16 protein-coding genes and 12 tRNA genes are annotated in these 18,976 nt (G+C 45.7%); 24 read left to right on the top strand and 4 right to left on the bottom strand.

Features of this window, described 5'->3' with window-relative positions:
• Window positions 1-106: 106 nt before the first annotated feature.
• Window positions 107-1,171 (bottom strand): small ribosomal subunit biogenesis GTPase RsgA, encoded by a 1,065-nt coding sequence (gene rsgA / locus IJ23_RS20105; RefSeq protein ID WP_005386419.1) that lies wholly within the window; start codon window positions 1,169-1,171, stop codon window positions 107-109.
• Window positions 1,172-1,300: 129 nt separating this feature from the next.
• Here rsgA and orn point away from each other — a divergent pair, with 129 nt between their 5' ends.
• The 13 genes from orn (at window position 1,301) to IJ23_RS20040 (ending at window position 3,253) form a co-directional block, all read left to right on the top strand.
• Window positions 1,301-1,846, top strand: a complete 546-nt coding sequence (orn, locus tag IJ23_RS20100; RefSeq protein WP_017635574.1) for an oligoribonuclease — start codon at window positions 1,301-1,303, stop codon at window positions 1,844-1,846.
• Window positions 1,847-2,002: 156 nt separating this feature from the next.
• Window positions 2,003-2,078 (top strand) — tRNA-Gly (locus tag IJ23_RS20095).
• A 42-nt stretch (window positions 2,079-2,120) separates the two neighbouring features.
• Window positions 2,121-2,197: transfer RNA gene (locus tag IJ23_RS20090), tRNA-Met, on the top strand.
• A gap of 2 nt (window positions 2,198-2,199) precedes the next feature.
• Window positions 2,200-2,275 (top strand) — tRNA-Gly (locus tag IJ23_RS20085).
• A 42-nt stretch (window positions 2,276-2,317) separates the two neighbouring features.
• Window positions 2,318-2,394 (top strand) — tRNA-Met (locus IJ23_RS20080).
• A gap of 2 nt (window positions 2,395-2,396) precedes the next feature.
• A tRNA-Gly gene (locus tag IJ23_RS20075) sits at window positions 2,397-2,472 on the top strand.
• A gap of 42 nt (window positions 2,473-2,514) precedes the next feature.
• Window positions 2,515-2,591: transfer RNA gene (locus IJ23_RS20070), tRNA-Met, on the top strand.
• A gap of 2 nt (window positions 2,592-2,593) precedes the next feature.
• A tRNA-Gly gene (locus tag IJ23_RS20065) sits at window positions 2,594-2,669 on the top strand.
• A 42-nt stretch (window positions 2,670-2,711) separates the two neighbouring features.
• Window positions 2,712-2,788, top strand: a tRNA-Met gene (locus IJ23_RS20060).
• 30 nt (window positions 2,789-2,818) lie between these two features.
• A tRNA-Gly gene (locus tag IJ23_RS20055) sits at window positions 2,819-2,894 on the top strand.
• Window positions 2,895-2,930: 36 nt separating this feature from the next.
• Window positions 2,931-3,006, top strand: a tRNA-Gly gene (locus IJ23_RS20050).
• A gap of 36 nt (window positions 3,007-3,042) precedes the next feature.
• Window positions 3,043-3,118 (top strand) — tRNA-Gly (locus tag IJ23_RS20045).
• A 58-nt stretch (window positions 3,119-3,176) separates the two neighbouring features.
• Window positions 3,177-3,253, top strand: a tRNA-Met gene (locus tag IJ23_RS20040).
• A gap of 620 nt (window positions 3,254-3,873) precedes the next feature.
• Here the strand turns inward: IJ23_RS20040 and queG are convergent.
• Window positions 3,874-5,001 carry a tRNA epoxyqueuosine(34) reductase QueG gene (gene queG / locus IJ23_RS20035; RefSeq protein WP_033907176.1) on the bottom strand — a complete coding sequence of 376 codons (1,128 nt, stop codon included), beginning with the start codon at window positions 4,999-5,001 and terminating at the stop codon, window positions 3,874-3,876.
• Window positions 5,002-5,277: 276 nt separating this feature from the next.
• On the opposite strand from queG, the gene tsaE reads away from it, so the two are divergent.
• The 8 genes from tsaE (at window position 5,278) to hflC (ending at window position 14,425) form a co-directional block, all read left to right on the top strand.
• On the top strand, window positions 5,278-5,742 hold the full coding sequence (gene tsaE, locus IJ23_RS20030) for a tRNA (adenosine(37)-N6)-threonylcarbamoyltransferase complex ATPase subunit type 1 TsaE (protein ID WP_005381372.1): 465 nt from the start codon (window positions 5,278-5,280) through the stop codon (window positions 5,740-5,742).
• Complete coding sequence (locus IJ23_RS20025; RefSeq protein WP_005381374.1) at window positions 5,736-7,445, top strand: N-acetylmuramoyl-L-alanine amidase; 1,710 nt, start codon at window positions 5,736-5,738, stop codon at window positions 7,443-7,445. The genes tsaE and IJ23_RS20025 overlap by 7 nt, the downstream gene beginning before the upstream one ends.
• Window positions 7,446-7,463: 18 nt before the next feature.
• Entirely contained in the window at window positions 7,464-9,476 is a 2,013-nt protein-coding gene (gene mutL, locus IJ23_RS20020; protein ID WP_005381376.1) for a DNA mismatch repair endonuclease MutL, read from the top strand.
• The gene (miaA, locus tag IJ23_RS20015; protein ID WP_005381378.1) at window positions 9,473-10,405 is read left to right on the top strand and encodes a tRNA (adenosine(37)-N6)-dimethylallyltransferase MiaA; all 933 of its coding nucleotides are present in this window, start codon (window positions 9,473-9,475) and stop codon (window positions 10,403-10,405) included. Before mutL ends, miaA begins: the two co-directional genes overlap by 4 nt.
• Before the next feature lie 194 nt (window positions 10,406-10,599).
• Window positions 10,600-10,863: an RNA chaperone Hfq gene (hfq, locus tag IJ23_RS20010; protein WP_005381379.1), complete on the top strand. Its 264-nt coding sequence runs from the start codon at window positions 10,600-10,602 to the stop codon at window positions 10,861-10,863.
• A gap of 38 nt (window positions 10,864-10,901) precedes the next feature.
• Window positions 10,902-12,191, top strand: coding sequence for a ribosome rescue GTPase HflX (gene hflX, locus IJ23_RS20005; protein WP_005381380.1), 1,290 nt, complete (start codon window positions 10,902-10,904; stop codon window positions 12,189-12,191).
• Window positions 12,192-12,236: 45 nt separating this feature from the next.
• Entirely contained in the window at window positions 12,237-13,442 is a 1,206-nt protein-coding gene (gene hflK / locus IJ23_RS20000) for an FtsH protease activity modulator HflK (protein ID WP_005381381.1), read from the top strand.
• 2 nt (window positions 13,443-13,444) lie between these two features.
• Window positions 13,445-14,425: a protease modulator HflC gene (gene hflC / locus IJ23_RS19995; RefSeq protein ID WP_005381382.1), complete on the top strand. Its 981-nt coding sequence runs from the start codon at window positions 13,445-13,447 to the stop codon at window positions 14,423-14,425.
• A gap of 63 nt (window positions 14,426-14,488) precedes the next feature.
• On the opposite strand, the gene IJ23_RS19990 is transcribed toward hflC, so the two are convergent.
• A complete protein-coding gene (locus IJ23_RS19990; RefSeq protein WP_005381383.1) occupies window positions 14,489-14,674 on the bottom strand; it encodes a DUF2065 domain-containing protein in 186 nt (61 codons plus the stop codon).
• Between the two features lie 172 nt (window positions 14,675-14,846).
• Between IJ23_RS19990 and IJ23_RS19985 the strand changes: the two genes are divergently transcribed.
• Together IJ23_RS19985 and motX are read left to right on the top strand one after the other, a co-directional pair.
• Window positions 14,847-16,163 (top strand): adenylosuccinate synthase, encoded by a 1,317-nt coding sequence (locus IJ23_RS19985; protein WP_005381385.1) that lies wholly within the window; start codon window positions 14,847-14,849, stop codon window positions 16,161-16,163.
• Window positions 16,164-16,379: 216 nt separating this feature from the next.
• A complete protein-coding gene (gene motX, locus IJ23_RS19980; protein WP_005381388.1) occupies window positions 16,380-17,015 on the top strand; it encodes a flagellar protein MotX in 636 nt (211 codons plus the stop codon).
• A gap of 80 nt (window positions 17,016-17,095) precedes the next feature.
• Here motX and hmpA read toward each other — a convergent pair whose 3' ends face one another.
• A complete protein-coding gene (gene hmpA / locus IJ23_RS19975) occupies window positions 17,096-18,280 on the bottom strand; it encodes an NO-inducible flavohemoprotein (RefSeq protein WP_033907175.1) in 1,185 nt (394 codons plus the stop codon).
• 157 nt (window positions 18,281-18,437) lie between these two features.
• Between hmpA and nsrR the strand changes: the two genes are divergently transcribed.
• Window positions 18,438-18,863, top strand: a complete 426-nt coding sequence (nsrR, locus tag IJ23_RS19970) for a nitric oxide-sensing transcriptional repressor NsrR (RefSeq protein WP_033907174.1) — start codon at window positions 18,438-18,440, stop codon at window positions 18,861-18,863.
• Window positions 18,864-18,976 lie beyond the last annotated feature (113 nt).

Raw genomic sequence — 18,976 nt, 5'->3', positions numbered from 1 at the left:
GATACTTCTGTTAGATTCGCGCTTTAGGGCGCGTGATGTTACTGAAATTTAATTTGCTTGTCAGTATTAGGTGAAGACTTTTTACACAGTTACAGCCTTAACTCAATTACAGATCGGCTTTTTTATTACGTGAATACTGACGATTTGCTTTGTTTTCAACCATGCTTTCCAAAATGCGATGATAGTTTTCAAAGCGAGTTTCGTTAATTTCCCCGTTCTCGACAGCTTCGCGTAGAAGGCAGCCTGGGTCATCATTGTGTTTACAATCTCGGAACTTGCAACCGCCTAAATATGGTCGAAATTCAACGAATGCTTTTGTTACTTCTTCTGCTTCCAAATGCCAAAGACCAAATTCACGTACTCCAGGTGAGTCGATCAAATCGCCACCCGTTGGAATGTGGTATAAACGTGCAGCCGTCGTGGTGTGTTGGCCCAAGCCAGAGTTCTCAGAGACTTCGCCTTCTTCCACTTCGCTCTCTAGTTCCGGCATTAACGCGTTGACTAAGCTGGATTTCCCTACGCCTGATTGACCAACAAAGATATTAATTCGATCACGCAGTAGGGTTTCTAGTTCAGCAATGCCTTCTCCAGACTTCTTGCTGACCAGAAGCACTTTATAGCCAATACGTTCATATTCTTTGAGCCATTCTTCATACATTGCACGGTCATCGGCTTCTAGAAGGTCGACTTTATTTAAGACCAACAATGGCGCAATATTCAGTGTTTCTGATGCAACGAGATAGCGGTCAATAATATTTAGCGATAGCTCTGGTAATACCGAAGAGACAATGACCATTTGATCAATATTGGCTGCAACGGGTTTTAGGCCATCGTAATAATCTGGACGAGTGAGCACTGAAGAGCGAGGTTCTACCGCTTCAACAACACCAGAGATGCCCGCCATAGACTCCAATCCTTCGCGCCATAAAACACGATCGCCAGATACTAGAGACTCAATACCACGGCGGAGGTTACAGCGTTGAATTTCGCCTGTTTCAAGGTCTTCAATGTCCGCGTGCTGACCAAAACGAGTGATCACGAGACCTTGCTTGCTGGCGCCTAGCATGTTTTCATCCCACTGGATGGAATCTTCTTGCTTCTTCAAACGCTTTTGTTGGTTGCTACGTACGCGTCGCACCTGACCTTTGGTTAACTTTTTCTTCTTTGCCACAATTCTGTACTTTATGTGAATTTACTCAAATGGTTGAGCCGTACTCTTGGCTCCGTGTATGAGTATCGTGTTTCTCGTATTTTGAGGTATAGTACCTCTTTTATCGATAAACAAATAGGCGGCGTAACCATGTCCTTTAGCGATCAAAACCTAATTTGGGTTGATTTAGAGATGACAGGGCTTGATCCTGAAACGCACAAAATCATCGAAATTGCTTCTATTGTCACGGATAGCGAACTAAATATTTTGGCTGAAGGTCCAGTGTTAGCGATTCATCAGCCGGAAGAAGAACTGGCGAAAATGGACGACTGGTGTACTAATACGCATACGGCAAGCGGTTTGGTGGAGCGCGTTCGAAACAGTCAAATCTCAGAACAAGACGCAGTCGCACAAACCATTGAATTTTTAGAAAAATGGGTGCCAAAAGGGGCGTCGCCAATATGTGGTAACAGCATTGGGCAGGATCGTCGCTTTTTATACAAGCATATGCCTGAGTTGGAAGAGTTCTTCCATTACCGATATGTTGACGTTAGTACTCTTAAAGAACTAGCACGTCGCTGGCAACCTGAGGTGCTAAATGGGTTCACAAAACAGGGAACACATTTGGCCTTGGACGACATTCGTGAGTCCATCGCAGAACTTAAGTACTATCGAGGTACTATTTTCAAGATTTAACTGTTAAGGTTGCGATCCAAATTGTTGTAATTTATATCGCTTTTGATTGCTTTTTCGTCGTTCAGTAAAAAAATAAAGTTTTTTTGAAGGAAGGACTTGCATCACAAAAAAATGCTCTTATAATTCGCAGCCCTAAACAGCGGAAACGTTGTTGATGCGACACTAGCTCAGTTGGTAGAGCGCAACCTTGCCAAGGTTGAGGTCACGAGTTCGAACCTCGTGTGTCGCTCCAGTTTCATAGTTCTCACGGTACTTAACGGTGACACAATACGGACGCGGGGTGGAGCAGCTTGGTAGCTCGTCGGGCTCATAACCCGAAGGTCGTCGGTTCAAATCCGGCCCCCGCAACCAATGCGACACTAGCTCAGTTGGTAGAGCGCAACCTTGCCAAGGTTGAGGTCACGAGTTCGAACCTCGTGTGTCGCTCCAGTTTTATAGTTCTCACGGTACTTAACGGTGACACAATACGGACGCGGGGTGGAGCAGCTTGGTAGCTCGTCGGGCTCATAACCCGAAGGTCGTCGGTTCAAATCCGGCCCCCGCAACCAATGCGACACTAGCTCAGTTGGTAGAGCGCAACCTTGCCAAGGTTGAGGTCACGAGTTCGAACCTCGTGTGTCGCTCCAGTTTTATAGTTCTCACGGTACTCAACGGTGACACAATACGGACGCGGGGTGGAGCAGCTTGGTAGCTCGTCGGGCTCATAACCCGAAGGTCGTCGGTTCAAATCCGGCCCCCGCAACCAATGCGACACTAGCTCAGTTGGTAGAGCGCAACCTTGCCAAGGTTGAGGTCACGAGTTCGAACCTCGTGTGTCGCTCCAGTTTTACAGTTCTCACGGTACTTAACGGTGACACAATACGGACGCGGGGTGGAGCAGCTTGGTAGCTCGTCGGGCTCATAACCCGAAGGTCGTCGGTTCAAATCCGGCCCCCGCAACCAAATTCCATTAATAGCGACTGCTGTTAATATGCGACACTAGCTCAGTTGGTAGAGCGCAACCTTGCCAAGGTTGAGGTCACGAGTTCGAACCTCGTGTGTCGCTCCAATATATAGCCCTCATCGTGCTCAACGGTGACAAAATGCGACACTAGCTCAGTTGGTAGAGCGCAACCTTGCCAAGGTTGAGGTCACGAGTTCGAACCTCGTGTGTCGCTCCAATATATAGCCTTTATCGTGCTTAACGGTGACAAAAGGCGACACTAGCTCAGTTGGTAGAGCGCAACCTTGCCAAGGTTGAGGTCACGAGTTCGAACCTCGTGTGTCGCTCCAGTTTCTTTTTATAAATGAAAGCAAAGCCTTCATCATCAACGAAGATGAAGCACTCGGACGCGGGGTGGAGCAGCTTGGTAGCTCGTCGGGCTCATAACCCGAAGGTCGTCGGTTCAAATCCGGCCCCCGCAACCAAATACAAGACGATAGATTGAGTACTTATTTAGTATACAATTGTTAATTCGTCTACGGATGCGCCGCTTGATTCAACGCCTGCTTCTCGCAACCAATCACATCGCTCTTTTCATAATGCTGCGAAGCATGAATCCCCAAAAGCTAAACTTTTATCCGCATCATATGATGTCGGACGATTTCGTTTGTGTTTAAAACACGATATGAATCGGCTGACGTACAAGTATGATGAGGCTTCGCGTGTTTTATCTACTTTAATTAACAGAGTTATCCACATACGTCGTTCTGTGGATAAGTTGGTTGATAAAGTGTTTTTAGCTCGACTTTTTATGATGGGGAAGAAAGATCTTTTCTCTAAAGTGAAGTTGAAATAACAAAGAAATATCAATTAAATCTTTGTTATATAAAGAAAAAATAAGTTTTTTGTCGGATCGAGTACGTTAAAATACGATCATTAACTGGTATTTTTTTGATCCTAGTCATTTCTCCGAGCTGTGTTTAACTTTTTTCTGCTAGCTTGTTTTTCTTGAATCTCAAATTTTTTTCCACATTACAAAATTGAGAACAAGGTCATGAATTGAACATGCAAAAGTACTTTCAATCTCTTGCATATAGACTACGCTCTATGCGTCTCTCGGCAGTCCCTTCTCGACTATCCTTATTAAGCGTTGCTTTTTCGTCTCTATAGATGAATTACTCTCAGTGGGGAGTTGATTCAGTTGCTCTGTCAAAGCCCATTTAATGTGCTCATCAAGTAATTTATTTTCACCTTGCCGACTTTCCAGCGCATCTATGATTCGCTGACTATATTCTGCATTACCAAGTGCGACAGCGATGTTACGTAGCCACTGTATATGACCAATACGACGGATAGCGGAGCCTTCCATATTTTTTAGAAAAGTCGCTTCATCCCAGTTAAACATGTCGACGAGGTCAGGGTTTTTGAAACTGTCACGACGGTGGAAATCATCTTGCTCCGTTATGTCGGCGTAGCGGTTCCATGGGCAAACCAATTGACAGTCGTCACAACCATAAATGCGGTTACCCATTGGCTTTCGAAACTCTTCAGGAATCACGCCATCGAACTCGATGGTGAGATAAGAGATACAACGCCTGGCATCGACAACTTTGTCTTCAACGATGGCTTGTGTTGGGCATGATGTAATGCATGCTTTGCATTTACCGCACTGATCAACGCTTGGCTCATCTACGGGTAGTGGTAAGTCGATAAGTAGTTCACCTAAAAAGAACCACGATCCACAGTCTTGATCTAAAATCAGGGAATGTTTCCCGGTCCAACCTAAGCCCGCTTTTTGGGCGAGAGGTCGCTCTAATATTGGTGCGGAATCAACGAAAGGTCGGTGACCATATTGACCAACCTCTTGTTCAATAAGTTTGCCGAGCTTATTTAGCTGCTTTCTGACGAGCTTGTGATAATCGCGCCCTAGTGCGTAGCGGCTAATATAGGCATGACTTTTATTCGCGAGGTTCGAAGCAAATTGAGCCTCTGGTGGCAGATAGTCCATCCGGACGCTGATAACACGAACGGTTCCCGGGAGTAGCTCATGGGGTCTAGCACGCATCATACCGTGACGAGCCATCCAATCCATTGAGCCGTGATAGCCTGCATCAAGCCATTTTTGTAGTGCTGCTTCATGTTCACTCAGATCAACGTCGCAGATCCCAACTTTTTGGAAGCCGAGTTCTTTTCCCCAAACTTTGATTTGTTGTGCGAGTTGTTCGTAGTTCATGTTAACCACCGGAATAAAGGGGGGCGGATCTTAACGGATCTCTGGCTTTGGTGCTACCCAGTTAGGTACGTTTTTGATGTTGTGAATACTGCTTATTGAAGTCATTTGCATATATTCTAAATCTAGGTCGATACTAAGATGATTAAGATACCGTTTATTGGATACTTTTTTCGCACATATGACATTTGAAAGCTTGTCTCTCAAAACCAACACGGTTTACTATTCCTGTTCTTTTGATTTTTATATAGTCAACGATCATTAGTTAGAGAAGCATCAATGAGCACGAAACAATTCAATTTAAAAGATGAGCATGAAACGGTTGCACTAGGCACCGCTTTGGCTCAGCTTTGTTCCCAGCAAACCACAATTTATCTGCATGGTGATTTGGGTGCAGGTAAAACAACCTTTAGTCGTGGTTTTGTCCGTGCTCTTGGTCATCAAGGTAACGTGAAAAGTCCAACTTATACTCTAGTCGAACCGTACCAGTTGGATCAGTGGCAAGTATATCACTTCGACCTTTATCGTCTTGCGGATCCTGAAGAGCTTGAGTTTATGGGGATTCGAGACTATTTCACAGACGATGCGATTTGCTTGGTTGAATGGCCTGAAAAAGGGCATGGCTTACTGCCACAACCGGATCTTGATGTAAACATTCGCTACCAAGGTGAGCAACGTGTAGCCGAACTAACAGCTAATAATGATTATGGTGTGCAGTTACTCAGTCGATTGGAGCTATGTTGAGTTTTTCTAATTTTAGAGTAGTGGCGACGTTTGTCGCCACTTTTCTCCTTCTCATCCCCAATTTAGCATTTGCTAACGTCGTTAAGAGTTTTCGAGTTTGGCCTTCACCTGATGAAACACGTGTTGTCATCGATTTAGGCTCGGAAGCTGACTATTCCTATTTCTCTTTATCAGGGCCGGATCGCCTTGTCGTGGATTTAAAAAGCACGACGATGCAGGCCAAACTGCCTGTTACTGTTACGGATAGCCCTGTTTTAAAACTGGTACGAAAAAGCTCGCCTCCAGAGAAGGGCACTTATCGTTTGGTGTTTGAACTAAAAAAGAGCGTTCAAGCGGAATTATTTAAATTAAGCCCAACACCAGGTGGGCAGTATGGTCACCGCTTGGTGATTGATTTACCGCACGGTAAGAAGGCATCGACCTCTAAACCGAGTAAGCCAGCGGCGGCCAGCAAAGACATGAGTTCAGTTCAACGAGCTCAAGAAGTGTTAATTGTTATCGACCCTGGTCACGGTGGGGAAGACCCTGGCTCTATTGGCCCTTCACGTCGTAAGTACGAGAAAGATGCGGTATTGAGTATCTCAAGAAAAATTGCTGCTCAGCTCGATGCGACTCCTGGTATTAAAACGCGCATGACTCGTACGGGAGATTATTTTGTAAACTTAAACCGTCGTGTCGCGATTGCTCGTGAAAATGATGCGCACTTGCTGATCTCCATTCACGCAGATGCGTTTACTTCACCGAAGCCCCGCGGTGGATCGGTCTTCGTACTAAATACTCGTCGTGCAAATACCGAAATTGCTCGTTGGGTCGAGAACCATGAGAAACAGTCTGAGTTATTGGGCGGCTCGGGTAATGCGTTCTTCACGAAGACAAAAGATCGTAACGTGAACCAAACTTTGCTGGACTTGCAGTTTAGTCACTCACAAAAAGAAGGCTATAAACTGGCAACAGAAATCCTAGGTGAGATGGGACGTGTTGCGCACCTGCATAACACCAAACCGATCAACACCAGCCTTGCGGTTTTACGCTCTCCACAGATTCCGTCTGTGCTAGTGGAAACGGGCTTTATTTCTAACCCAACAGAAGAGCGTTTACTGTTTCAACGAGCGCACCAAGATAAGTTAGCTCAGGCTATCACTAAGGCGGTCGTCAAGTACTTAAAAGATAACCCACCAGAGGGTACGGTGTTCTCGCCTTCAGCGAAGCCAATGGTACATATTGTAAAGCGTGGCGAGTCATTATCGGTGATCGCGAACAAATATGGGCTTAGCTCTAAAGCGCTGATGTCGGCAAACAACTTGAAGTCGACAGGCTTGGCAATTGGTCAGAAGCTCAACATTCCTTCTGCTGGTACGATTAAAGTGCCAAGTAAACCGATTACTGTTGAGACAGAAACCATTACGCACAAGGTTAAGTCTGGTGAGTTCTTAGGTAAGATTGCGAATCACTATAAAGTGAAGGTTTCAGATATCCGCCGAGAGAATAACTTGAAGTCAGATACGTTGTGGGTAGGGCAAAAGTTGAAGATAACGGTCGCGGTAAAAGATAAACCGATTCGTAAGCACAAGGTTTCTCGGGGTGAGTTCCTTGGCAAAATAGCGTCCAAATACGGCGTTAGCGTATCGAGCATTCGTAAAGCGAATAACTTACGCTCTGATCAGCTAGCGGTTGGGCAAGTCCTGATCATTCCAAACAAGTAGGTGAGCTTCTAACTCATTATGACGATTAAAATTTTGCCAGCCAGACTTGCAAACCAAATCGCCGCAGGGGAAGTGGTCGAAAGACCTGCTTCTGTGATTAAAGAGCTGGTTGAAAATAGTCTTGATTCTGGCGCAACTCGAATCGATATCGATATCGAGAAAGGAGGCGCAAAGCTGATTCGTGTTCGTGATAACGGAAAAGGTATCGCGAAAGATGAACTCGGCTTAGCGCTCAGTCGTCATGCGACATCTAAGATACATACCTTAGATGATCTCGAAGCCATTATGAGTCTAGGTTTTCGCGGTGAAGCGTTAGCCAGTATTAGCTCAGTCTCGCGTTTGACGCTCACATCGCGTCCTGCGGCACAAGAAGAAGCCTGGAGTGCCTACTCCGAAGGGCGTGATATGCAGGTGAAGCTTAAGCCAGCAGCGCACCCGATTGGCACTACCGTTGAGGTGTTGGACTTATTTTTTAATACTCCAGCGCGTCGCAAGTTTCTTCGTACGGAGAAAACCGAATTTGCTCATATTGATGAGTTATTGAAACGCATTGCGTTAAGCCGCTTTGATGTCACCATCAATGTGCGTCATAACGGCAAGATCATCCGTCAATATCGCGCGGCGAAAAATCAGCTTCAAACCGAAAAGCGTATTGCTGCTGTCTGCGGTAATGCGTTTGTGCGGCATATGCTCAGAATCGAGCTTGAGCATCAAGGGTTAAAGCTACATGGGTGGATTACCACACCAGAGGGAGCAAGGCAGCAAAGCGATTTACAATATTGCTATGTGAATGGCCGAATGATGCGTGACAAATTAATCAATCACGCGATTCGTCAAAGCTATGAAATGAGCTTAAAGCCAGATCAGTTTGCTGCGTATGTGCTCTTTATTGAGCTAGATCCGCACCAAGTAGATGTGAATGTTCACCCTGCTAAGCATGAAGTGCGTTTCCACCAAGCTCGTTTGGTGCATGATTTCATCTATCAAGCTTTGACGGATGCACTTTCACAAAGCGCCGTGATTGATAAACCACAGGTGAATGAATCGGCATTTCATCGCGTGGAACCGACTGAATCCGAAGAGATTGAGCATTCGCCAGAGCCTGAAAAAGTACAAGAGCCAGCATCTTCACCAGTACCAGAGCGGGTTTATCAAGCGATAGAGAGTACACCGGCTTATCCTGGACGCAGTGATTATGAAGTGAAGCCTCGTAATAGCGGTCCTAGTGAAACCTCCGTGCGAGAGGCGCGCGTAGTGGAGTCATTCAAACGTAATGATTGGGTGGAATCCAAACCTGCACCAAAGCCAAGTCACAGTAAAGAGCGCCACGTAGAACCAGCGCCAACTAAACAAGAAGTACGCGCTTATCACGAGCTGTTGAAAACGCTAGAGTTTGAGGCTCAGGCAGTCACTCCAATAGCGCCCCAAACGATAACTTCGCACACATCAATGCCATCGATTACTGCATTAGGCAAAGCGCTGATGGTGGTCGATGAACAATTTGTTTTGATGAGCAGTGACAGTGGGGCGGCGTTAGTCTCGTTACCTAGAGCAGAATTTTATCGTGTAAAAGGCCAGCTTTCTCCAAGCGATGGTGCACTCAAGGCACAACCTCTGCTTGTTCCTCTATCTATTAAGTTAGAGGCCGAATTAGTGAGACTGGCCCAAGATTATCAACAAGATTTGGCATTGCTTGGTATTCAATTGAAAGCGAGAAACGAGCACGCCTTAATGGTGATGGGCGTCCCAGCTCCGCTGCGTCAACAAAACTTACAAAATTTAGTACCAGATCTGTTATCTTACGCGCAATCTTGTGTGAACGAAGGTATAGCAGCGGCTCAGATGCTGTCTGAGTTGATAGATTGGCTCGCATTACAGGTCACGACAGTGAAGAGTCACTATACTTTTTCTGAAGCCATTCAAATTATTGCGGAACTTGAACAGCTAAGACATGGTCAATTGCCATTAGAAGATACAAAATTCGTATCCGCTGTTGATTTCTCTGCCACGATAGCCAAATTAAAACCATGACAGATAAACTACCTTTGGCGCTATTTTTAATGGGGCCAACTGCATCAGGCAAAACTGAGCTGGCGATTCGTCTTCGTCAAAAATTTCCGATTGAGATCATCAGTGTTGATTCTGCTTTGATCTACAAAGGGATGGATATCGGTACGGCGAAACCGGATGAAAAAGAGTTAAGTTTGGCGCCTCATCGCTTGATAGATATTTTGGATCCAAGTGAATCTTACTCTGTCGCCGACTTTCGTCGAGATGCATTGAAAGCGATGGATGATATTGTTGCAGAAGGAAAAATTCCACTTCTTGTGGGTGGAACAATGCTGTATTACAAGGCGTTACTTGAAGGTTTATCACCACTTCCTGCTGCAAATCCTGAAATTCGTCAGCAAATTGAACAAGAGGCATTGACTAAAGGTTGGTCAGTGTTGCACGATGAACTCAAAGAGGTTGATCCTGTGTCAGCCGCGAGAATCCATCCCAATGATCCCCAACGTTTATCTCGGGCATTGGAAGTTTTTCGCATTTCAGGTAAAACTTTGACTGAATTGACTCAAACGAAAGGTGAAAGCCTACCATACCGAGTCAAGCAGTTTGCAATAGCTCCCAAGGATAGGGCAGAACTTCACCGTCGGATTGAACTCCGTTTCGAGAAGATGATGGAAGCGGGCTTTGAAGAAGAAATGAAAGCGTTACATTCGCGAAAAGATCTTCACCCCGATCTTCCTTCCATACGATGCGTCGGTTACCGACAGATGTGGGAGTATTTAGATGGGGAGTGTACACGTGACGAAGCGGTATTTCGTGGCGTATGCGCGACTCGTCAATTGGCCAAGCGTCAAATCACCTGGTTACGCAGCTGGGATGATTTAACTTGGTTGGATAGCGAGAACATTGAACAGGCATTAGAAACGATGTCGGAAGCAATAGCATCTGATTGACATAGCTGTGTATAATGTGATCGTTTTTGCGTGAACGCACTCTCAAAGGATCTGTTGTTGGCGGTTTTTATACTATGCTGCTAATTACTTAGAGTGCATTTTTGATTCGTTTAGCTCAGATGCAAAAGCCGTATCTTTTGCATTGCACCACTAGCTAAATAATTACAACTACAAATTAAATAAGGAAAATAAAAATGGCTAAGGGGCAATCTCTACAAGACCCATTTCTAAACGCGCTACGTCGTGAGCGTATCCCGGTATCTATCTACCTTGTGAATGGTATTAAACTACAAGGTCAGATCGAATCATTCGATCAATTTGTGATCCTGCTGAAGAATACTGTTAACCAAATGGTGTACAAGCACGCGATCTCAACAGTTGTGCCGGCTCGTCCAGTGAGCCATCACAGCGGTGAACGTCCACAAGGTGAGCGTCCACAAGAGAAATCTGAAGATTAATTCTTCATCGAGTATTTTTAAAATAAGGAGTTGATTGCTTGTTTGACCGTTATGAATCCGGTGAGCGAGCCGTACTTGTTCATATCAACTTCACGCAAGAAGGTGAATGGGAAGATCTGGCTGAGTTCGAAATGCTGGTTTCTTCTGCTGGGGTAGAGGCGCTACAAGTGGTAACTGGTAGTCGTCAATCCCCACACCCGAAATACTATGTCGGAGAGGGTAAGGCCCAAGAGATTGCTACAGCGGTACAATCAACTGGTGCCGAAATTGTGATTTTTAATCACGCCCTCTCTCCTGCCCAAGAACGTAACCTCGAAGCACTGTGCCAATGTCGAGTTCTCGACCGCACTGGTCTTATTCTCGATATCTTTGCTCAACGAGCTCGAACACACGAAGGTAAGCTACAGGTAGAGCTGGCTCAACTTCGTCATATCTCTACTCGTTTGATTCGTGGTTGGACACACCTTGAAAGGCAGAAAGGTGGTATCGGTTTACGTGGCCCGGGTGAAACCCAGCTGGAAACCGACCGTCGCTTATTGCGTGACAGAATCAAAGCCATCCTGCGACGCTTAGACAAAGTAGCGAAGCAGCGTGAACAAGGGCGCCGCGCCCGAAATCGAGCTGAAATCCCAACGGTTTCACTTGTGGGTTACACCAACGCGGGTAAGTCGACACTCTTCAACCGTATTACAGAAGCTGGCGTGTACGCGGCTGATCAATTATTTGCTACTTTGGACCCGACTTTACGTAAGATAGAGTTAGCAGATGTTGGTCCTGCCATCTTGGCAGACACGGTTGGTTTTATTCGACATTTGCCACACGACTTGGTTGCGGCCTTCAAGGCAACCTTGCAGGAAACGCAAGAAGCTGACATTTTGTTACATGTTGTTGATGCCAGTGATGAGCGTTTTCGTGAGAATATTCAAGCTGTTCATGAAGTACTAGAAGAGATCGACGCGCATGAAGTGCCGACTCTGGTTGTCATGAACAAAATCGACAATCTAGATTCGCAGAAACCACGTATAGAACGAGACGAGGAAGGCGTACCTCGCGCAGTTTGGGTTTCAGCAATGGATGGGTTGGGCATTGATGTCCTGTTTGAGGCGCTGACGGAACGTCTGGCGTCACAAATGGTCGAGCATCAGTTGCGAATTCCTCCACAGTATCAAGGACGATTCCGTAGTACCTTCTTCCAAATGAAGTGTATTCAACGTGAGGAATATGACCAGGATGGTAACTTGTTGATCGATATTCGAATGCAGCAAGTAGATTGGTCTAGACTTGAAAAAAGAGAAGGGGCAGTTTTGACTGGCTTTATAGTCACTTAAAGGACTGCTACAGTATAACGTCATATCAAATGATGGAGCTTTCTAATGGCGTGGAATGAGCCTGGAAATAACAACGGCAACAATGGCCGCGATAATGACCCTTGGGGTAATAATAATCGTGGTGGCCAGCGTCCTGGTGGCCGAGATCAAGGTCCGCCAGATTTAGATGAAGTGTTCAACAAACTGAGTCAAAAGCTGGGCGGCAAGTTTGGTAAAAAAGGCGGCGGTGGTTCTCCAATCGGCGGCGGTGGTGGTAGTGCAATTGGCTTTGGCGTGATTGCTCTGATTGCTGTTGCAGTTTGGTTCTTCGCTGGTTTTTACACCATCGGTGAAGCAGAGCGTGGTGTTGTACTGCGTTTAGGTAAATACGATCGTATCGTAGACCCAGGTCTTAACTGGCGTCCTCGCTTTATTGATGAGTACGAAGCGGTAAACGTACAAGCGATTCGTTCACTACGTGCATCTGGTCTAATGCTGACCAAAGATGAAAACGTTGTAACAGTTGCGATGGATGTGCAGTACCGAGTGACTGACCCATACAAATACTTGTACCGTGTAACCAATGCAGACGACAGCTTGCGTCAAGCAACGGATTCTGCACTACGTGCAGTAATTGGTGACTCATTGATGGATAGCATTCTAACCAGTGGTCGTCAGCAAATTCGTCAAACTACGCAAGAAACACTGAACCAAATCATTGATAGCTATGATATGGGTCTGGTACTTGTTGATGTGAACTTCCAGTCTGCTCGTCCACCAGAGCAAGTGAAAGATGCGTTTGATGATGCAATCGCAGCACGTGAGGATGAAGAGCGTTTCATTCGTGAAGCTGAAGCATACAAGAACGAAATCTTGCCTAAGGCAACGGGTCGTGCGGAGCGTTTGAAGAAAGAAGCACAAGGTTACAATGAGCGTGTCACTAACGAGGCTCTTGGTCAGGTAGCACAGTTCGAAAAACTATTACCAGAATACCAAGCAGCGCCTGGTGTAACGCGTGATCGTCTGTACATTGACGCAATGGAAGAGGTGTACTCAAGTACTTCGAAAGTGTTGATTGACTCGGAATCAAGCGGCAATCTTCTTTACCTTCCAATTGATAAGTTGGCGGGACAAGAGGGCAAAGCAGATACCAAACGTAAATCGAAGTCATCTTCAACCTATGATCAAATTCAACTTGAGTCTGATCGTACACAAGAAGACACTTCGAACTCGCAGTCTCGTTCAACAGGTTCACGTCAAGGGAGATACTAAGAATGCGTAAGTTAATGATCCCTGTACTGGTAATCGCACTGGCATTAATGTTGATGTCTTTGTTTGTGATTCCTGAAGGTGAGCGCGGTATCGTGGTTCGATTTGGTCGTGTCTTGAAAGACAACAACGACATCACTCGAATTTACGAGCCTGGTCTGCATTTCAAGATGCCTTTGTTTGACCGTGTGAAACAACTTGATGCACGTATCCAAACAATGGATGGCCGTGCAGACCGTTTCGTAACGTCTGAGAAAAAAGACGTTATCATTGATACCTACGTGAAGTGGCGTATTGAAGATTTTGGTCGCTACTACCTCGCGACAGGCGGTGGTAACTCGCTAACGGCAGAGGCACTACTTGAGCGTAAAGTGACGGACGTGCTTCGTTCTGAAATCGGTGCTCGTGAAATCAAACAGATCGTATCTGGTCCACGTAACGATGATGTGCTACCAGAAGACGCAAGTGCCGATGTTGTCGCAACTGAAGCGGCTCGTGAGGCGCTTGAGATTGATGGTGAACGCGACCTAATCATGTCTGAAGTATTGAAAGACACGCGTGAAAGCGCAATGAAAGACTTGGGTGTTCGTGTCGTTGATTTCCGAATGAAGAAAATCAACCTGCCTGATGAAATCAGTGAGTCTATCTACCGTCGTATGCGTGCGGAGCGTGAGTCTGTTGCTCGTAAGCACCGTTCTCAAGGTCGTGAAAAGGCGGAAGTTATTCGTGCTCAAGCAGAACTAGAAGTAGCAACTATTCTAGCTGAAGCTGATAAAACTGCGCGTGTGACACGAGGTGAAGCGGATGCTGAAGCTGCGAAGATTTATGCTGAAGCGTACAACAAAGACCCTGAGTTCTTTAGCTTCCTACGCTCGCTACGTGCGTATGAGAAGTCCTTCAGCTCTAAGAGCGATATTCTGGTGCTTGATCCGAAGAGTGAGTTCTTCCAATACATGAACCAGTCGAAGGGCAGCATGGAGAAATAATCTCCGCGTCTCATTGAAATAAAAGGCTCCTTAGGGAGCCTTTTTTGTATCTGATGCTAAGTGCTAGCTCATCATGATGGCGATGACGGCTCCAGCAACTACTAGGCAGCCACCGATGCGTCGTAGCTGATTGTTGGGTTGTTCACTTAATTGAGCCACCATATTCCGCCAACCGTTAGGAGCAATCAGTGGCCCAATGCCTTCCACGATCAAGACGAGCCCAATCGCCAACCATATGGATTCAGACATAGCGCTTTCCAGTCGAATAGAGAAAGCTAAATACTATCAGTGATATGCTGATTTCAAAATGAACAAAGCGGCAAGATGACATTCTGGTAGCAACTCTGTGAACAAAAAATGACTGCAAGAAGCGTGATTCGGTGCTAGAATCCATTTTTAACTAGCAATCAGACTTGGAAAGATGGGAAATAACGTAGTCGTTCTAGGCACCCAATGGGGTGACGAAGGTAAAGGTAAAATCGTAGACCTTTTAACTGAAGATGCAAAATACGTGGTACGCTACCAAGGCGGTCACAACGCAGGTCACACTCTCGTAATTGACGGTGAAAAAACCGTTCTTCACTTAATTCCATCAGGTATCCTTCGCGATAACGTAAAATGTGTTATCGGTAACGGTGTTGTACTATCACCTGAAGCTCTACTTAAAGAAATGAAGCCTCTTGAAGAGCGCGGTATTCCAGTACGCGAGCGTCTTTTCATTTCTGAAGCATGTCCGCTAATTCTTCCTTACCACGTTGCAATGGACCAAGCTCGCGAAATCGCTCGCGGTAAAAAAGCTATCGGTACTACTGGTCGTGGTATCGGTCCAGCATACGAAGATAAAGTTGCTCGTCGCGGTCTACGCGTTGGCGACCTATTCGATATGGCGACTTTCGCAGAGAAGCTAAAAGAAGTCATGGAGTTCCATAACTTCCAACTAGTTAACTTCTACAAAGCGGAGCCAGTAAGCTACGAAGAAGTACTTGAGCAAGCGAAAGGCTACGCTGAGCTACTAACTTCAATGGTTATCGACGTAACTGACGAACTAGACGCAGCACGTAAGCGCGGCGACAAGATCATGTTCGAAGGTGCACAAGGTACACTACTTGATATCGACCACGGTACTTACCCGTACGTAACGTCTTCTAACACGACTGCTGGTGGTGTTGCTGCAGGTTCTGGTTTTGGTCCTCGTCACATCGGTTACATCTTGGGTATCGCGAAAGCGTACTGTACTCGCGTTGGTGCTGGTCCATTCCCGACTGAACTATACGACGGTTTAGATAAGCAAGATCCAATTGGTAAGCACTTAGGTGAAGTTGGTCACGAGTTCGGTGCGACAACTGGTCGTCTACGTCGTACAGGTTGGTTCGATGCTGTTGCTATGCGTCGTGCAATCCAAATCAACTCTGTATCTGGTTTCTGTCTAACTAAACTAGACGTACTAGATGGTCTAGAAGAGTTAAAAATCTGTACTGGTTACAAGATGGAAGATGGCTCTGTGCTAGAAGTTTCTCCGATGGCTGCTGAAGCATTCGAAAAAGCAACGCCAATCTACGAAACAATGCCTGGTTGGTCTGAGAACACATTTGGTGCTAAGTCACTAGATGCTCTACCACAAGCCGCTCTTGACTACATCAAGCGTATTGAAGAGCTAACTGGCGTTCCAGTAGACATCATCTCTACAGGTCCTGACCGTAACGAAACTATCATCAAAGTTCATCCATTCGAAGCTTAATTGATAGCCGTTAAAGATTGCAAAAGCCGACCTTCTGGTCGGCTTTTTTGTATCTGAACAAAAACAGCGTGATTCTCATATGGCAAATTTTTGCCGCTGAGTCTAAGTCAGAGGCAAAAATTGTCTAAAGCTTAGCTGGTTTTTGCCGATAAGGTTATCAAGCAGAGGAGATCCTTCACCGATCTTTGGTTTCTTAGATACCTTAAGGGTACGTTTATGAAGTTACGAACAGTGGCTGCTTCACTGTTGTTGACCTTGGTTGCTACCACAGTGAAAGCTAATGTTGCTGATGTGGGGGCACCAGTTCCGATCTATACCGAAGCAGAGCTGATAAAGCTTATTGAGCAAAATAAGCACTTACAACGTGTGCGCGCTGATAACTGCCAGCTGGTGGAGGATATCGTAGCTCGTGCGACTCGAATTAACTTACCCGCTTATGAGTTTCTATACGGAGATATGTTAGCTTGGGGGGTGTGTGTCGAGCAAGATGTCGAACTGGGTCTTTACTACATCGAAAATGCAGCGCATCAGGGGTTACCAGCTGCACTAGAGCAGATTGGCCGATACTATTCGCGTGGCACTTTAGTACAGCAAGATAAAGAACGTGCAATTCCATATTTGCGAGAAGCTGCGTCAATGGGAAACCTAAACGCGCGTATTCATCTGGCCGAGTTGCTTTTACGTGATTATGGCAGTCCACTCGATTACGAAGATGCGTATCGTTGGTTATATAACTCTGTCACAGCAGATAAGCGGCAGCATAAGCGCATAACTGTATTGAGAAACGGCCTTGAACAGCGCATGCCACAAAACGTTATTGCTCGAGCTAAACGGCGAGACACCTTTTGGTAACGCTTCAATATTGCAAACAACTTCATACAACAAAGCCCATGTCACGTGGGCTTTGTTGTTTTCCCGATAGTTGGTAGCGCTTAAACCACTTTGTGTGGACCGAAGCATTCGTAATGGAATTGCTCTTCTGGTACGCCAAGTTCTAATAGCTGTTTCGCTACGTGCTGCATAAATCCTACAGGACCACAGAAGTATACCTGCACGTTATCTTGCTTTAATGCAGCTTCAATTTCATACAGATTGACAAAGCCCGTGAAGTGGAAGTCTTCACCTAGCTTGTCTTCTGCCGTTGGTTGGTTATACCAAACGAGCGCGTTCATATTTTCTTTTTCTGCAACGAGTTGGTTTACGTGTTGCTTGAAAGCATGCTGTTGGCCATTTTCGGTTGCATGAACCCAAGTTACAGGTGCTTGATGTGCTGAGAGACTTTCTAGCATTGACAGCGTTGGAGTAAGTCCCACACCAGCAGAAATTAGAACAACGGGTGTTTGTGGTTCGGCATCCATAAAGAAATCACCGGCAGGGGCTGCAAGCTGCACTTTTTCGCCAATGTTCAGGCTATCGTGCAGGTAGTTCGACACTTTTCCGCCTTCTTCGCGTTTTACTGAGATACGGTAGGTGTTCTCTTGGACCGCAGAAGACAGGCTATATTGGCGAATTTCTTGGTTTTCTAACTGGTCACTGTTGATGTAGATGCCAAGGTATTGTCCCGGTTTATACGGCGCCACTTTTTGGCCATCGGTTGGCTTGAACACAAAGCTGCAAATGTGTTTGCTCTCAATCTTTTTATCGACTAATTCAAATTCGCGTAGACCGCGCCAGCCGCCTTCCAAAGCTTCATTTTGTTGGTAAATTTGTTCTTCGCGCTGAATAAATACATTCGCAAGTACGCCGTAAGCCTTAGCCCAAGCATCCAACACCTCTTGACCTGGATTAAAAAGCTCATCGATTGTCGCAAGTAAATGCTTACCAACGATTTGGTACTGATCTTCTGTGATCAAAAAGCTCGTGTGCTTATGCGCAATTTTCTCTACTGCGCCAAGCAGAGCTGGCAAATTTTCAATATTGGCAGCATAGGCACAGATAGCGTTGAATAATGCTTCACGCTGATCGCCGTTACGCTGGTTACTCATGTTAAAAATATCTTTCAACTCAGGGTTATGAGTAAACATACGCTCGTAAAAGTGCGCGGTCAGTTTTGGTCCTGTTTCGGCGATGAGTGGTGCGGTCGCTTTGACGATCTCGATAGTTTGATTGCTGAGCATAAGGGCTTCCTACTTTAAGTTGTATTTATAATGCATGTTTAAAGTTGTATCTCAAATGTATCTTTCGATCAAGAAAAGATTTACACTTTTATCGATAGCTCAAGTTTGGGGTTTTAGCATCACCAGCGGGTTATTGAGTCGCACTTTGGGAGAGAATATGCAGTTAACTAGTTTCACTGATTATGCGTTGAGAACCTTAATTTTCTTGGCTTCGTTGCCGGAAGATGAGTTAACCAGCATTACCGAAGTGACGGATTTATTTGGTGTGTCGCGCAACCATATGGTTAAAGTTATCAATCGGTTAGGGCAATTGGGTTATGTCCATACCGTGCGCGGAAAAAACGGTGGTATCCGGCTGATGAAGCCAGCGTCTGAAATCACAGTCGGTGGTGTTGTGCGCGATTTAGAGCCGTTAGATTTAGTCAACTGTGGTGTGGATTTTTGCCATATTACCCCTGCTTGCCGCCTCAAAGATAAATTGGCGAAAGCAAAAAGTGCCTTCCTGGCGGAGTTGGATGGCTGCACGATTGAATCCTTGCTCAGTGACAATTCTGAACTTTTGATCTTGCTGGCTCGTCCTTAACTCATTTGCATGCCTAGAGTCGATCTCGATCATTCTTTTTTCAAAGCAATTCTGTAGCTTATCGAGAGACTCAGATATACTAGCCATATACCTTCCTTGCTAGATAGGCGTGC

It is taken from the genome of Vibrio sp. OY15, from assembly GCF_000742455.1.
In the GTDB taxonomy this organism is placed as follows: domain Bacteria; phylum Pseudomonadota; class Gammaproteobacteria; order Enterobacterales; family Vibrionaceae; genus Vibrio; species Vibrio alginolyticus.
This window is presented reverse-complemented; position numbering and strand designations above follow the sequence as displayed.